This is a genomic window from Methylomonas sp. 2BW1-5-20 (assembly GCF_052474515.1).
In genome coordinates, this window is record NZ_CP184127.1 from 4,416,583 (window position 1) to 4,430,770 (window position 14,188).

Genomic DNA, 14,188 nt, shown 5'->3' on the forward strand with positions numbered 1-14,188 from the left:
GGTTTTTCGGCGTGGCCAAGTTTCATGCGCGAAAGCGGGATAGCCCTGAGAAGGAATGGGCCGGTTCTCGGCGAGTGGTCAGGGATCGTTTTTTTGGCTAACTAAGGATGAGGTGTTTCGGCGTGATCCGCCGCTTGCGCCGGCCGGTAGCCAGCCCCCCGGTATGCAGAGGGCAGCGTCTGTGTTATCGGTTCAAGCTAATCGGTCAATCCGCTCACGCCTTCAATATTCCAGCTGTCGAAATCGTTGACGGCGGAAGTATCGTCGCCTTTGCTGTATTGGATGCGGCAAGCGTAGTGACGCAATACGTTGGGGCTGTCTTTGCCGCTGATTTCAACATCGGCATTCACGATATATTCGTAGTTGCCCAGCGTCCAGGCATTAGTCGGTTGGTTGGCGAAAGACAGGCTTTGATCTTCGTCGGCTTCTTTTTTAATGTAAGTATTGCAGTGAGCAAACGCCAACGCCGTCATATCGGTGCTGATGGACATGGGGTTGGCTGCATCTTTGCTTTCCACTAAAAATAAATCCGAAGCGGCGATGTCGTACATGAAAGGCAGGAAGAACTTAATCTGGATGGCGAGCAGGCCTGCCAGACAGACGGCGAATATTATAATTTTCTTTTTATTCATGGCTCAAATGGTGGTTTTTATTAGGGTAATTATCTAGCGATCAACCGGGATTCTAACAAAGATCAAGGAGGCGGGGAAATGCCAACTCCCGAAAGCCAATTTACCTTGAATTCAATAATCTCCAAGACAGGGCTTTGGAAACGCCTTTTGTGGCATAGACCGAGCTCAGTCCATTAACAAAACAGCCGCTCCCTGGAGTTGGCCGCTTTTCAAGTGGCTTAAGGCCAGATTGGCGTCGCTCAGCGGGTAGGGTTGCACATGCGTAACGATTCGAGTATGCGCGGCTATCGCCAGAAATGCCTCGCCGTCTTTCCGGGTCAAATTGGCTATGGAGCGTATCGTGCGCTCGCCCCACAATATCGAATAAGGAAAGGCCGGAATATCGCTCATATGAATGCCGGCGCAGACTACCGTGCCGCCCTTGACGATACGGCGCAAGGCTTCCGGCACCAGCGCGCCGACCGGCGCGAATAAGATGGCGGCGTCCATGGCTCGCGGCGGCGCTTGCGACGAGTCACCGGCCCAACTTGCTCCCAACGTCCGCGCAAACTGCTGGCCGGCGTCATCGCCCGGTTTGGTGAAAGCGAATACCGTGCGGCCTTGCCAATGTGCTACTTGAGCGATGATGTGAGCTGCCGCGCCGAATCCGTAAATGCCTATGACCTTCGCATTGCCGGCGGCGAGTAACGCCCGATAGCCGATCAAGCCGGCGCAAAGCAGCGGCGCGGCTTCGGCGTCGGCATATGCCGACGGCAATGGAAAACAATAGTCTTGTTCGGCAACCGCATACTCGGCATAACCGCCATTCAGTGTGTAACCGGTAAAGCCTGGAGTGTCGCACAAGTTTTCCCGGCCGCTATCGCAATAAGGGCAACTGCCGCAGGTATGACCCAGCCAAGGCACGCCGAGACGTTGGCCCAGCGCAAAACGGTTGGCGTGTTTGCCGCGGCCGATGACTTCGCCGACGATCTCGTGGCCGGGAATAAGCGGCAATTTTGGCGCGTCCAGTTCGCCGTCGACGATATGCAGATCGGTACGGCACACGCCGCAGGCGCGGACTTTCAATAACACCTGATTGTCGTTACAAACCGGCCGCACCAGATCCGAGTACAGTAAGGGGCTTCCGGCTTTGTGCAACAGCATGGCTTTCATAACGGATTCCTCGGGCTGATTCACTCTATTTGCTTAAAATTCGTGCCAGCTCGCGCCAGACCGTTTGCCTATCGTCAACGTTCACGCGGTCGGCTTCATTGCGATACACCAGCGTTGCGGGGACTTCATCGGCTTGTATGGCTTCCAAGCGGGCCGTAGCCTTATCCAGTACGACAAGATCGGCTTCCGATGCGTCCTGGCTATATTGTTGTCTTAGCCGGATACGCTGCCGCAGCAAATCCTCCCCGGCTTGTATCGATAAAATCACCACAGGCACGGCCAATTGTTCGGCCAGCATGCGAAACGGTTGGCGTTGTGCGTAGGTTAAAAACGCGGCATCGACAATCACCGGAAAGCCGCTTTCAAGCAATATCCGGCAAAATTGCAGTAAATGTTGATAGGTTTGCTGGCTGGCTTGCGGAGTGTAAATACCGGCGTCGACTGCCGAAGCGCTGCGTTGCAGGGCGCTTAGGCCAAACAGCCGTTTGCGTTCAACATCCGAGCGTAGCCGTATCAAGCTATACGTCTGCAATAGTATTTGCGAGACCGCGCTTTTGCCGCTGCCGGGCAAACCATGGGTGATGATCAGCGCGGGTTTGCGCCGGTTCAGGCTGGCGCCGGCCAGGCTTAAATAGCTTAGGCATTCCTGCTTTGCCGATTCCGCGCCGGTTTGCGCCAGACGGAAGCCGGCGATTTTGGCGCGTACCGTGGCGCGGTAGCTTAAGTAAAAACGCAATACGCCCAGTCCGGCATAGTCGCCGGTAGTTTCCAGATAACGGTTCAGAAACCGATAAGCCAGCTCGGCGTGGCCGCGATGCAGCAAATCCATGATTAAAAACGCCGCGTCGTTTATGGTGTCGATCCAGCGTAATTCCTCAGAGAATTCGATGCCGTCGAATGGCACCGGCCTACGCCTTAATAACACGATATTGCCCAGATGCAGGTCGCCGTGGCATTCACGGATAAATCCGCCTTGGTGGCGTTCCGAGAGCAAGTTCTCGCATGCGAGGTATGCTCGCCGGCAACTGTCTTGCAACTGCTTAAGTTGGACCGAATATTCCGCTCCCAGAAGTTCCAACAGTTGTTGGAAGTTTTGCGCGGCAGGGGCATAAATGTTTGCCGGTGTGCCGTGGTCGGACCCGGAATCGGCCGGCGGCAGGCCGGCATGGAACTTAGCCACGGTCTCGGCCAGATCGTCTATCTGTTCCGGCGCGATTTGCCCCTGCGTCAGCAAGCTATCCAGCAGCTTGCCGGTGGCGAAACGCCGCATTTTTACCGCATATTCCACAGCCGGTTCCACGCCGAGCACCGGTTGCGTCAGGCTGCCGCCGATGGGCACTGCTTGTAGATAAATATGCGGCGCCAGGCGGCGATTCAAGCGAATTTCTTCCTGGCAGTAAAAGCGTCTTTGCGCCAGCTCGCTGAAATCCAGAAAGCCCAGGTTGACCGGTTTCTTGATTTTATAGGCATAGCGGCCGGCCAGCAGTATCCAGGAAATATGGGTTTCCAATACCGTGACCCGCTTTACCGGATGCGGGTAGCGGGACGGATCGCAAAGTGCGGTTATCAGCGGCGGATATGCGTTCGACATGCTCAGATACCTATTTATAACGCTATGCGGCGGGACTGCTTAAGCCTATGCTCAGCTTATCATCGATTCCGGCGGATCGGCAGCGGCTGTGCAAAAGTCCGGATTACGGGAAGTTGCGGGGTTGGCCGGCAGAGATAATGTCGAGGAATAGCCGTGCCTTACAGGGTAAAGTTACGAAATAATTGAGATTTCGACTATAATCCCGCCCCGCTTATATGGCTTTTGCATGGACTTACCTTTTCCGATTGGTTTACATCCTCCCCATCGATATGCTGATTTCGATCCTGATACCTGAACGGTACGGAGCCTGATTAAAAAATGGACATTACCCTTATCCTGAAATCCCTGATTCTCGGCGTTGTAGAAGGCTTAACCGAATTTCTCCCCATTTCCAGTACCGGGCATTTGATTTTGGCCGGCGACTTGCTGAATTTTAACGACGATAAAGCCAAACTGTTCACCGTCGTGATTCAGGTCGGTGCGATTTTGGCGATCTGCTGGGAGTACCGTGCCAAAATCGGCACTGTACTGAGCGGCCTTACCAGCGACAGACAGGCGCAAAAATTTGTTTTAAATTTGGTAATAGCGTTTATGCCGCTGGCAAGCTTGGGCTTGCTGTTTGGCAAGCACATCAAGGCAGTGTTGTTCAAGCCGGTACCGGTGGCGCTGGCGTTCATCATCGGCGCGTTCGTGATTATTTGGGCGGAAAAACGCGAGCACAAGATCCGCGTCGAAAGCGTCGACGATCTAAGTCCGCTGGATGCGTTGAAACTGGGCATTGCTCAGGCGTTTGCGTTGATCCCCGGTACTTCCCGTTCCGGTGCAACCATCATCGGCGGCTTGTTGTTCGGGCTATCGCGCAAGGCCTCCACCGAATTTTCGTTTTTTCTGGCGATTCCAACCCTGGTGGTGGCAAGCGCTTACGATCTATACAAGCATCGCGACTTGCTGCATGTCGAAAACGACGCGCTGTCGTTCGCGGTGGGGCTGATCGCAGCCTTCATCAGTGCCTTGCTGGCGGTCAAAGGTTTGCTGCGCTATATCAGTCATCATGATTTTATTATTTTTGCTTGGTACCGGATCGTGTTCGGCGTGGTGGTGATAGCCAGCGCCTATAGCGGTCTGGTGCAGTGGACAGTGGATTAGCATCCGGCGTCGTACGCAGTAGTATTTGGTTTTTTGATCTTTAAAATTTAAGGGTAGGTTATGGCTTTGCCACTGTTGATGATAGTCATCGGTCTGATTGTGTTGGTTTGGAGTGCCGATATTTTTGTCGAAGGCGCTGCCGCGATAGCGCGATTTCTTGGGATGTCGCCATTGCTGATCGGGATGGTGGTGATCGGTTTCGGCACCTCGGCACCGGAGTTGACGGTTTCGGCCCTGTCGGCCTGGCAAGGCAATCCGGGGATTGCACTAGGTAATGCTTACGGCTCTAATATCACCAATATCGCCTTGATTCTGGGTACGGTGGCATTAATTAGCCCGATTATCGTACATTCGCAAATCGTTAAAAAAGAGCTGCCGGTGCTGTTTGCCGTGACGCTGTTCGTGCTGGCCCAGTTATACGACGGCGAGCTGTCACGAACCGATGCGGTTCTGGAGCTGGTGGTGTTTATCGGGGTAATGACCTGGATGGTGCGCCAAGGTCTGAACCAAAAAGCCGAGAAAACCGATACCTTAGGCGAAGAAGTGGCCGACGAGTTGGAAGAACATGCGATGTCTTTCGCCCAGGCGATCATTTGGCTGGTAGGTGGCTTGTTATTGTTGATGATTAGCTCTCGATTGCTGGTGTGGGGGGCGGTATCGATTGCACAGGATTTGGGAGTCAGCGACCTCGTGATCGGCCTGACCGTCGTGGCGATCGGTACTTCGTTACCGGAACTGGCGTCGTCTATCGCCGCCGCCCGTAAAGGCGAACACGATCTGGCGCTGGGCAATATCATCGGCTCCAATTTGTTCAACACCTTGGCCGTGGTTGGTTTGGCCGGCGTGATTCATCCGATGGCTATCCCGGTGGAAATCGTCAACCGGGATTGGCCGCTGATGGCTCTACTAACCGTATCGCTGTTCTTCTTGGGGTATTCCAGAAAAGGCGAGCACGGCCGGATCAATCGGGTCGAGGGCGGCATATTGTTAAGCATCTACGCCGGGTATACCTTGTATTTGATTAACACAGTTGTGAGCGCTTGAGCATGTCCTTGGAAACACGTTTGGGTAACATCGCCTTTCGTTGGGGTAATTGGTTGCTGTATTCGCCGGCACTGGTGTTGATAGCCTCGGTTATATTGGCATATCTGGCCGTGCAATACACCGGCAATCATCTTACCGTCAATACCGACACGGCGGAACTCATCGCCCCGGAGGCGCCGTTTCAAAAAAACCGGCGCAAGTTCGAGCAGCAGTTCGGTCAGGAAGTCCACACCCTGCTGTTGGTAATCGAATCCTCCAGTCCGGAGTTGACCAAGGCAGCCGCGCAGCGTCTGAGCCGCGAACTGCGAGCCGACACGGAGCATTTCACCAAAATTTATCGGCCGGACGAAAACGCGTTTTTCCAGCGTAACGGCCTGCTGTATCTCGATACCGATAAGCTCCAGGATTTTTCGGTGACGCTGGCGCAAGCGCAGCCGTTTATCGGCCGAATCTCCCAGGACCCCAGCCTGAACGGCTTTTTTTCGATTTTTGAAGACGCTTTGAACGCGGAAACCAAAACCGAGGAAGTGCCGATAGATCTTATGTCTTTAATCGACAAGGTCAGCAATTCTCTGCATAAAACCCTGAACGGTGAGACCGATTTATTGTCCTGGCAAAAACTGATTGCGGAAAACAAGATCAGCGAAGAACAATCGGACAAAGCCTTCATTTTCGTCACACCGAAATTCGACTATAGCCAGATTCTGCCGGTCGAGCCGGCCATTAACGTGATCCGTAAGGCGGCCGACAAAATCCAGGATCCTAATTTGCCGGCGGTGAAAGTCTGGGTGACCGGCGAAGTCGGCTTGGAACATGACGAAATGGCGGGGATGAGCGAAGGTACCTTCACCGCCAGTATTTTTTCCATTGTATTGGTCTGCGGTATTTTGTTGATCGCTTACCGTTCCTGGTTGTTGATGCTGGCAACCTTGTTGACGCTGGCCTTGGGCATGGTGTTCTGCGGTTTGTTCGCTTCGGTGGCGGTCAAGCAGTTGAATTTAATTTCAGTGGCTTTCGCGGTTTCCAATATCGGTTTGGGCGTGGAGTATGCGATCCATTTTTGCCTGCGTTACCGCGACAATCTGGACTTATACGGCAGTGACAAGGGCAAGGCGATTCGTTCGGCATTATTGGCAACCAGCCCGTCCTTGATCTTGTGCGCTGGTACTACCTCCATCGGTTTATACGCTTTTATTCCCACCGACTATCAAGGTATTTCCGAGTTGGGTTTATTGGCCGGCACCAGTTTGTTTATCTGTTTGTTCGTGACCTTGACCGTGTTGCCGGTGTTGCTGAAGATATTGCCGAATCCGCCGGTGCATCAATTGCATGGCGAACAGCCCGGCGCCTCCAAGTTCACTTTAGTGCTGGCACACTATACGCTGCATTATGCCAAGGCGATTTCCCTGCTCACTCTGGTTGGCGCTGCGGTGGCGGTGTATTTCGTGTTTCAGGTGCAAACCGATTTCAATCCGCTGAATCTGCGCGACCCGCATACCGAATCGGTAATTGCCTTCAAGGACTTGATGAAGGAGCGCGATACCTCGCCGATGACCTTAACCGTGTTGGCTAAGAACGAAGCCGAAGCCAGGGCTATGCAGAAAAAACTGGCCAGCCTGAAAACCGTGGATAAAACCGTCAGCTTGTTCGATTTTGTGCCCGACGATCAGGAAGGTAAGTTGGCGATCATCGACGACATGGTGTTGACGTTGGGACCGCAAAGCCAGTTTTTCCCGCAGTTAAAAACCGGTACCGATCCATTGCCGGCGATTAAACGCATGATCGCGGCGATAGATAATAATCTGCCGAAAAAAACCAATCCCGCCGACATCAAATCGCTGCAAACCTTTAAGCAGGAGTTGCAGGACGTGATGGTGGAATTGGAGGCCAGGTTGCAACCTGATCGCGGCGTGTTCATCGAGAAAATTCAAACCTCGCTGCTCGGTACCCTGCCGACCGTGATGAATCAATTGTTAATCGGTTTTCATGCGGAAGAAATCGGTCCTGACAGTATCCCCGCCGAAATCAAGGAGCGCTGGCTCAGTAAGGATGGCTTGTATCGCATCCAGATTTTCCCGAAGGAAGATTTGAACGATCTCGGCAATTTGCAGACCTTCATTACCGACGTGCAGGCTGTCGCACCGGACGCCACCGATTTGCCGGTGATGTATTGGGAGTCGATGAAAGCCGTGATTGGCGCCTTCCAGGAAGCCATTATCATCGCGTTGGTGGCGATTGCCTTGCTGTTGTTATTTATTCGCCGCAGCATCGTCGATACCCTGCTGGTGATGACGCCGCTGGTGCTGGCCGGTTTATTTACGATGGCAAGTACGGTGTTTACCGGTACGCCGATCAACTTCGCCAATATCATCGCTCTGCCTCTATTAATGGGCTTGGGGGTCGATAACGGTATTCATATGGTCGAAAAACTGCATCATTCCCTGTCGGAAGAGCAGAATATTTACCAGTCCAGTACCGCGCGCGGTATGTTTTACGGCGCGTTGACCACCATTTCCAGCTTTGTCGGTCTGGCTTTTTCGCCGCACCAGGGCATATCCAGTATGGGACTCGTGATCACCATCGGTATTTTCTGGATCATGACCTGTACTTTTGTGGTGCTGCCGGCGATCAGTAAGCTGGTTTTGAAAAAAACTGAGCATTTAGCCTGAGATATTGAAAAGCATAGCCTAGACTTATCCGGCGACTTACAGGGCAGCCGGTAAATCGAGTGAATCCAGAGTAAGTTTGAATTTTTATATTTAACTTTTAGTTTTTAGAGGCAACCATGTTTGTAATCATTGGTTATGTCATCATTTTGGGCTGCGTACTGGGCGGTTTCTTGATGGCTGGCGGACATCTTGGGGTACTTTGGCAGCCGGTCGAAGTATTGATTATCGTCGGTTCGGCATTTGGTGCGTTTTTGGCGAGTAACTCTCTCACAGTCAGTAAAGCCGCGATGGCCGGCGGTACCTCGACCCTAAAAGGCAGCACCTACACCAAGGATTACTATATGGAGCTCTTAATGAGTTTCAATGCCCTGAGCCAAAAGGCGCGTAAGGAAGGCTTGTTATCACTGGAAAAAGTAGTCGACGATCCGGAAGGCAGCTCGATTTTCGGCGAGAAAATTGTGCACGATCATCATTTGATGGAATTCATTTGCGACAAGCTCAGGCTGATTCTGACCGGGGTTGACGTCAATCAGCTTGAAGACATCATGGATGCGGAAATTGAAGTGCACCACGCCGAAGGTAACGAGCCGATCAAGGCCGTGCAAAAAGTTGGCGACGGCATGCCTGCTTTCGGTATCGTTGCGGCGGTCATGGGGGTGGTGCATACCATGGAATCGGTGGGGATTCCGCCGGCGGAACTGGGCAAACTGATCGCTGCGGCGCTGGTCGGTACCTTTCTCGGTATTCTGGTGTCTTACGGCTTTATCGGCCCGGTGGCCTCAGTGATGGAAGCCAGATTGGAAGAAGAAGGCAATGCCTATAAATGCACCCAGAAAGGCCTGCTGAATTGCGCGAAAGGCACCTCGCCGGCAATGACGGTGGAGTTCATGCGCACCACGATTCCGCATCACGCCAGACCGACCTTTACCGAACTGGAAGAACAATTAAAAGCTGGTAAATAAGGTAAACAGCGATGGCCGAACAACCGATAATCATCAAAAAAATCAAGAAGGGCGGCCATGGCGGGCATCACGGCGGCGCCTGGAAAATCGCCTATGCCGACTTCGTGACGGCGATGATGGCATTTTTTTTATTGATGTGGCTGCTCGGCACAACCGACGAGATCACAAAAAAGGGGATCTCGGAATACTTCCAGAACCCATTTGGGGTGGCAATTGTCAGCAATCCGGGCCAAGGTACCGGCGACAGGACGAGTATCATTCAAGCCGGCGGCCAGGACTTGAAATCCCAAGAAGAGGGTCAGGTGCATCAGGGCGAAAATACGCCTGCCGAACCGACACCGGAGGATATTGAAAAACTGGCCGAAGAGCAGGAAAAACTGAAGCTGGAAAAGCTGCAGGAAAAAATCGAGGATATGCTTAAAGCCAATGACAAGTTGGCGGAATATAAAGATCAAATTAAGCTGGAAACCACGCCGGAAGGCTTGAAAATTCAAATTATCGATGCGCAAAACCGGCCTATGTTCAAACTGGCCAGTAGCGGTATCGAGACTTACGCCCAAGCCATCCTGCGGGAGCTGGCGCCGGTGATTAACGAATTGCCTAACAAGGTCACCATCAACGGTCATACCGACGCGTTGCCGTTTCCCAGCAATCGCACCGGTTATTCTAACTGGGAGCTGTCCAGCGACCGGGCCAATGTGGCGCGCCGCGAGCTAAACCAAGGCGGGCTCAGCGAAGAGAAAGTCTTACGGGTGGTCGGTTTGGCATCCAGTATTCCCTACAAGGGCGATGTTCCCAACGATCCGATGAACAGGCGGATTTCCATTGTGGTGATGAACAAAAAAACCGAGAATCAAGTGCTGCACGACGGCGCCGAAGACAATAAGTCCGGTGCCGACGATACGGTTCCCGGCTTGCCGGCGATGTCGCCGACTATACAGAAAAATACCAAGATTACCGGAGCGGAAGCCGCGCACTAAGCGGCCGTTAACGCCTTTTGTGAACCGGCGATGCAGTTAGCAAAGGGTTTGGCTTGCCAGCTGCCGGCTGTTGCCGCGGTATTGGTTTTGCCCGCTTGGTTTTCAATCCCAATTAATCCCTGGCAGGCCGTCTGCTTACAAGCTTTGTTGGCGGCCTTATTCTCGCGCGCCATCCGGCAGCCGGTCTGGTGGGTACCCATCCATTTGCTGTTCATGCCAGCGGTTTTGCTGGGATCGACCTGGCAATTGCCGGCGCCGCTGTATCTGCTGCTGTTGCTGCTGTTGGTTTTATTATTCTGGGGCACGGTAAAAGGCGATGTCCCGTTATTCTTGTCTTCGTCCGCCGTCAGCGATGCGCTGATTCAGATAGTGCTGCGCGAAGGGGCAAAATCGTTTGTCGATATTGGCGCCGGTCTGGGAACGGTGGTCGTGCCGCTGGCGAAAGCCGGGCCGAATATGCGGATACTGGCCTTGGAACGGGCGCCGTTGCCGTGGCTTATGGCGGCCTGGCGCTGCCGCAAGCTGGCGAATGTTAGCGTCGGGCGGACTAGCTTCTGGCAACAAGATTTGGCGCAGTTCGATCTGGTATTTGCTTTCCTGTCGCCGCTGGTGATGACCGAAATCGGCGAGAAAATCCGGCGGGAGATGCGTGCCGGATGCTTGTTTGTCTCGTCCTCTTTTCCGATACCGGATAGCAAACCCGAGTCGGTGCTTGAATTGAATGATCGCCGGAAAACCAAACTATATTGCTATCGGATATGCCGGTTTTAGGGGGAGCTCTGAAAATTTAAGAAATCTACCTCTCCCTTCGTATCCAATGGCATCACAGCCACTAAGGATGCTCCCCTCTCCCTCTGGGAGAGGGCTAGGGTGAGGGAGATAAATAAGCAAAAAGCTTTATTTTGATCCCCTCATCCCAACCTTCTCCCGAAGGGAGAAGGGGCTTTTTTCCTTAATTAAATTGCAGAGATCCAAGGGCAAAGGGGAAGGTCGATGAGGGGATAAACAACGCAATACACCTTGGTTAACTCATTCCCAACCCTTTCGCAACTGCTCCTAGCGTGCCTCACCTCCTGTATCCACGCCATCGTCCAGCACAGGAGGGGGAACTTAACTCAACCCGTTTGCGTGGACGGAGACAGCATCTCTAGCCACAGGTATTATTAAACTCGGGTACCAATTGTTTCAAGCCGGCCAGCAGTTGCTCGTTGTCATAGTGTTGGCAGACGCTCTGCAAGTTTTCAATCTGTCTGGCCCATTCCACCGAGTCGTAAAGCCGGGCCTTGGCCAGGCGTAATTTCTCGTGACCGGTTGCCAGCAATTGTTCCTGATCATGGAACAGTTCTTCGTATAACTTTTCACCGGGCCGTAAACCGACAATGCGAATTTCGATGTCCTTATTCGGAACTTTGCCGCTCAGCCGGATCATTTGTTCGGCTAGATAAGTAATTTTTACCGGTTCTCCCATATCCAGCACGAATACTTCTCCGCCCTGGCCTATGGTTTCCGCTTGCATGATCAGCTGGCAGGCTTCAGGAATGGTCATGAAATAGCGGGTAATATCCGGATGCGTGACCGTGATCGGGCCACCAGCCTTGATTTGTTCTCGGAACAGGGGCACCACGCTGCCGGCAGAGTCCAGGACGTTGCCGAAGCGCACGGTGGTAAAGCGGGTGTTGCCGGTTTGATTCAGATTTTGGCAAAGGATTTCCGCGGCGCGTTTAGTGGCGCCCATTACGTTGCTCGGATTGACCGCCTTGTCGGTGGAAATAAGGACAAAACGGGCCACGCCGGCGGCGATGGCGGCTTCCGCGACTATCTTGGTGCCTATCAAGTTATTCCGCACCGCTTCGCGAATTTGATTCTCCAGTAACGGTACATGCTTATAGGCGGCGGCATGAAATACAATTTCCGGCCGCTGTCCGCCGATTATTTGTTGTACCGCAATCGGATCGGCAACATCGCCCAGCACCGCTTGGTGCAATAAATCCGGAAACAGCCGGCTTAAATCGGCGTCGATTTTGTACAAATTAAATTCGCATTGATCGAATACGATCAGCTTGCGCGGTTGGGCCCTGGCCAGTTGCTTGCAAAGTTCTGAACCTATCGAACCGCCGCCGCCGGTGATTAAAATGGTCTTGTCGTGCAATTGGGCCTTGATACCTTTCCAGTCCAGCTTGACCGGGGCTCTGCCCAAAATGTCTTCAATGGAAACGCTGCGGAGATTGGCCTTGGTGATCGCGCCGCTCAGTAGTTCCTTAACCGAAGGCAGGGTTTGAAAGTCCACATTGCAGCTTTCGCAAATTTCCACGATGCGGCGCATTTCGCTGTCGCTGGCCGAGGGTACGGCGATCAATACGGTTTCGATATTCCATTGTTTGACTAATTCGGGGATTTGTTCGACCGCGCCGGCGACACGGATGCCGCGAATCTCGCGCTTGTATTTGCCGTGATCGTCGTCGGCGAATATGACTGGTATGTAGTCGCTATCGACGTTGGCCAGCAGGTCTCTGACCAGCATTTCGCCCGCGGAGCCGGCGCCGACGATCAGGGCTCTGCGGCCGATGCGTTCGGCAAAAGTCTGTTCCTTCCAGAAACGGTAAATCAGGCGTGGAATGCTGAGTAAGGAAAACAGTATCAGCACATATAGCGGTACCACCGAACGTGGTACGCCGTGCAGGCGGTCGTATAAAAACAAGGTAGAGGCAATGATGAAGATGCCGGTAAGTACTGCCTTGCCGATGCGGATCAGGTCCGGAAGCGAGGAAAAGCGCCAGACCCCACGATATAAGCCGAATACCCAGAACAAACTGACCTGGACACCCATGACCCATGGTAAAAATAACAAGGCCGAGTAAAAAAATTCATCCGGGATGTCCTGCAGATTAAAGCGCAGCCAGTATGCGCCAAACCAGGCCAGCGGAATTAAGCACAAGTCGTGCAAAAAAATGGTAGTGCGGGAGCGGAACTTTAGGGTCACGAAACGACGAACTCGGTTTGGCCGGCCTGAAAACGGTAAGCCAGATAGATTAACGGCAGGTAAGCCATAGCAATGCCGGCTAACGCATGACTGGGACGCGTAAAGATCCACAGCGAAATTGGCAGCAGCCAGCCGCAGTTGATGGCCCAGGCGGCCAATAAAACCGGCAAATGGCCATGGCGCTTGGCGGCGTGTTGATAGGTATGCGAGCAATGGGCGGCGTACCATTTTTGGCCGCTGAACAGCCGAACAGCCAAGGTATAGCTGGCATCGACAATAAACGCGCCGAACAGGATCAGTCCGCAATACAACAGAACGGCGGCCTGTTGCGCGGCCAATAAAATCAACAAACCCAACAGCAGACCGATAAAGCCGCTGCCGACATCGCCCATAAAAATTTTGGCTTTCGGCCGGTTCCAGATTAAAAAGCCGCTGCACGCAGCAGCCAAACTTAAGGCGATATTGAACAGACTTTGATCGATAAAAAACAAGTAGCCGGCCAAAGCCGAGGATACGAATATGGCTTCCGACGCGGCAATGCCGTCGGTGCCGTCCATAAAATTAAACAGATTCAAAGACCACACCAGAAACAGTACGCCGAACGGATAAGCCAGCCAGCCCGGATCCAAACTGAATCTGCCGAGGAGCAGATCAAACGGCGCCGGTACCAGCAGGATAGGCATGCCGTTAAACAGCTCCAGGGCAATGATTGCGGCCAGTAAATGCGTCAAAAACCGCCAGCGGGCGGCAACCTCGCCGTGATCGTCGCAAAAGCCGATGGCGGCGACCAGCAACGAGGACGCGAATAATGCCAGCGTCGCAGCCGTAACTTGCCCGGTAAAAAACAGCCATAGCAGGGCTATGCAGAACGCCAGTACGATAGCCAGTCCGCCGCCCCTCGGCGTGGGTATGCTGTGCGAACTGCGTTGATTGGGAATATCCAGTACTTTGTTTTTTATAGCGTAGCGGCGGATCAGGCCGGTCAAGGTGACGGCAAGCAGAAAAGTAACGGTAAAAAGCAGTAGCACGCTA

General features: G+C 53.2%; 11 protein-coding genes. 6 read left to right on the top strand and 5 right to left on the bottom strand.

The features are described from left to right. Positions 1-197: 197 nt before the first annotated feature. The 3 genes from ACH50O_RS20370 to ACH50O_RS20380 form a co-directional block, all read right to left on the bottom strand. Positions 198-632 (bottom strand): hypothetical protein, encoded by a 435-nt coding sequence (locus ACH50O_RS20370; protein ID WP_446809576.1) that lies wholly within the window; start codon positions 630-632, stop codon positions 198-200. Positions 633-797: 165 nt separating this feature from the next. Beyond that, positions 798-1,784 carry a zinc-dependent alcohol dehydrogenase family protein gene (locus tag ACH50O_RS20375; protein WP_446809577.1) on the bottom strand — a complete coding sequence of 329 codons (987 nt, stop codon included), beginning with the start codon at positions 1,782-1,784 and terminating at the stop codon, positions 798-800. 25 nt (positions 1,785-1,809) lie between these two features. Beyond that, positions 1,810-3,375, bottom strand: a complete 1,566-nt coding sequence (locus ACH50O_RS20380) for a bifunctional aminoglycoside phosphotransferase/ATP-binding protein (protein ID WP_446809578.1) — start codon at positions 3,373-3,375, stop codon at positions 1,810-1,812. Between the two features lie 318 nt (positions 3,376-3,693). Here ACH50O_RS20380 and ACH50O_RS20385 point away from each other — a divergent pair, with 318 nt between their 5' ends. The 6 genes from ACH50O_RS20385 (at position 3,694) to ACH50O_RS20410 (ending at position 10,947) form a co-directional block, all read left to right on the top strand. Beyond that, on the top strand, positions 3,694-4,521 hold the full coding sequence (locus ACH50O_RS20385) for an undecaprenyl-diphosphate phosphatase (protein ID WP_446809579.1): 828 nt from the start codon (positions 3,694-3,696) through the stop codon (positions 4,519-4,521). Between the two features lie 60 nt (positions 4,522-4,581). Further along, positions 4,582-5,565: a calcium/sodium antiporter gene (locus ACH50O_RS20390; RefSeq protein ID WP_446809580.1), complete on the top strand. Its 984-nt coding sequence runs from the start codon at positions 4,582-4,584 to the stop codon at positions 5,563-5,565. 2 nt (positions 5,566-5,567) lie between these two features. Further along, positions 5,568-8,234 carry an MMPL family transporter gene (locus tag ACH50O_RS20395; RefSeq protein ID WP_446809581.1) on the top strand — a complete coding sequence of 889 codons (2,667 nt, stop codon included), beginning with the start codon at positions 5,568-5,570 and terminating at the stop codon, positions 8,232-8,234. A gap of 116 nt (positions 8,235-8,350) precedes the next feature. Beyond that, the gene (gene motA / locus ACH50O_RS20400; RefSeq protein WP_446809582.1) at positions 8,351-9,196 is read left to right on the top strand and encodes a flagellar motor stator protein MotA; all 846 of its coding nucleotides are present in this window, start codon (positions 8,351-8,353) and stop codon (positions 9,194-9,196) included. An 11-nt stretch (positions 9,197-9,207) separates the two neighbouring features. Beyond that, on the top strand, positions 9,208-10,176 hold the full coding sequence (gene motB / locus ACH50O_RS20405; protein ID WP_446809583.1) for a flagellar motor protein MotB: 969 nt from the start codon (positions 9,208-9,210) through the stop codon (positions 10,174-10,176). A gap of 30 nt (positions 10,177-10,206) precedes the next feature. After that, entirely contained in the window at positions 10,207-10,947 is a 741-nt protein-coding gene (locus ACH50O_RS20410) for a hypothetical protein (RefSeq protein ID WP_446809584.1), read from the top strand. A 376-nt stretch (positions 10,948-11,323) separates the two neighbouring features. Here the strand turns inward: ACH50O_RS20410 and ACH50O_RS20415 are convergent, their stop codons facing one another. Both ACH50O_RS20415 and ACH50O_RS20420 read right to left on the bottom strand, forming a co-directional pair. Further along, positions 11,324-13,156: a polysaccharide biosynthesis protein gene (locus ACH50O_RS20415; RefSeq protein WP_446809585.1), complete on the bottom strand. Its 1,833-nt coding sequence runs from the start codon at positions 13,154-13,156 to the stop codon at positions 11,324-11,326. Further along, positions 13,153-14,184, bottom strand: coding sequence for an MraY family glycosyltransferase (locus ACH50O_RS20420; RefSeq protein ID WP_446809586.1), 1,032 nt, complete (start codon positions 14,182-14,184; stop codon positions 13,153-13,155). Before ACH50O_RS20420 ends, ACH50O_RS20415 begins: the two co-directional genes overlap by 4 nt. Between the last annotated feature and the right edge of the window lie 4 nt (positions 14,185-14,188).

Excerpts from the sequence above, each read along its gene's own strand:
- ACH50O_RS20370 (WP_446809576.1), bottom strand. The coding sequence starts at position 632 with ATGAATAAAAAGAAAATTATAATATTCGCCGTCTGTCTGGCAGGCCTG.
- ACH50O_RS20375 (WP_446809577.1), bottom strand. The coding sequence starts at position 1,784 with ATGAAAGCCATGCTGTTGCACAAAGCCGGAAGCCCCTTACTGTACTCG.
- ACH50O_RS20380 (WP_446809578.1), bottom strand. The coding sequence starts at position 3,375 with ATGTCGAACGCATATCCGCCGCTGATAACCGCACTTTGCGATCCGTCC.
- ACH50O_RS20385 (WP_446809579.1), top strand. The coding sequence starts at position 3,694 with ATGGACATTACCCTTATCCTGAAATCCCTGATTCTCGGCGTTGTAGAA.
- ACH50O_RS20390 (WP_446809580.1), top strand. The coding sequence starts at position 4,582 with ATGGCTTTGCCACTGTTGATGATAGTCATCGGTCTGATTGTGTTGGTT.
- ACH50O_RS20395 (WP_446809581.1), top strand. The coding sequence starts at position 5,568 with ATGTCCTTGGAAACACGTTTGGGTAACATCGCCTTTCGTTGGGGTAAT.
- motA (WP_446809582.1), top strand. The coding sequence starts at position 8,351 with ATGTTTGTAATCATTGGTTATGTCATCATTTTGGGCTGCGTACTGGGC.
- motB (WP_446809583.1), top strand. The coding sequence starts at position 9,208 with ATGGCCGAACAACCGATAATCATCAAAAAAATCAAGAAGGGCGGCCAT.
- ACH50O_RS20410 (WP_446809584.1), top strand. The coding sequence starts at position 10,207 with ATGCAGTTAGCAAAGGGTTTGGCTTGCCAGCTGCCGGCTGTTGCCGCG.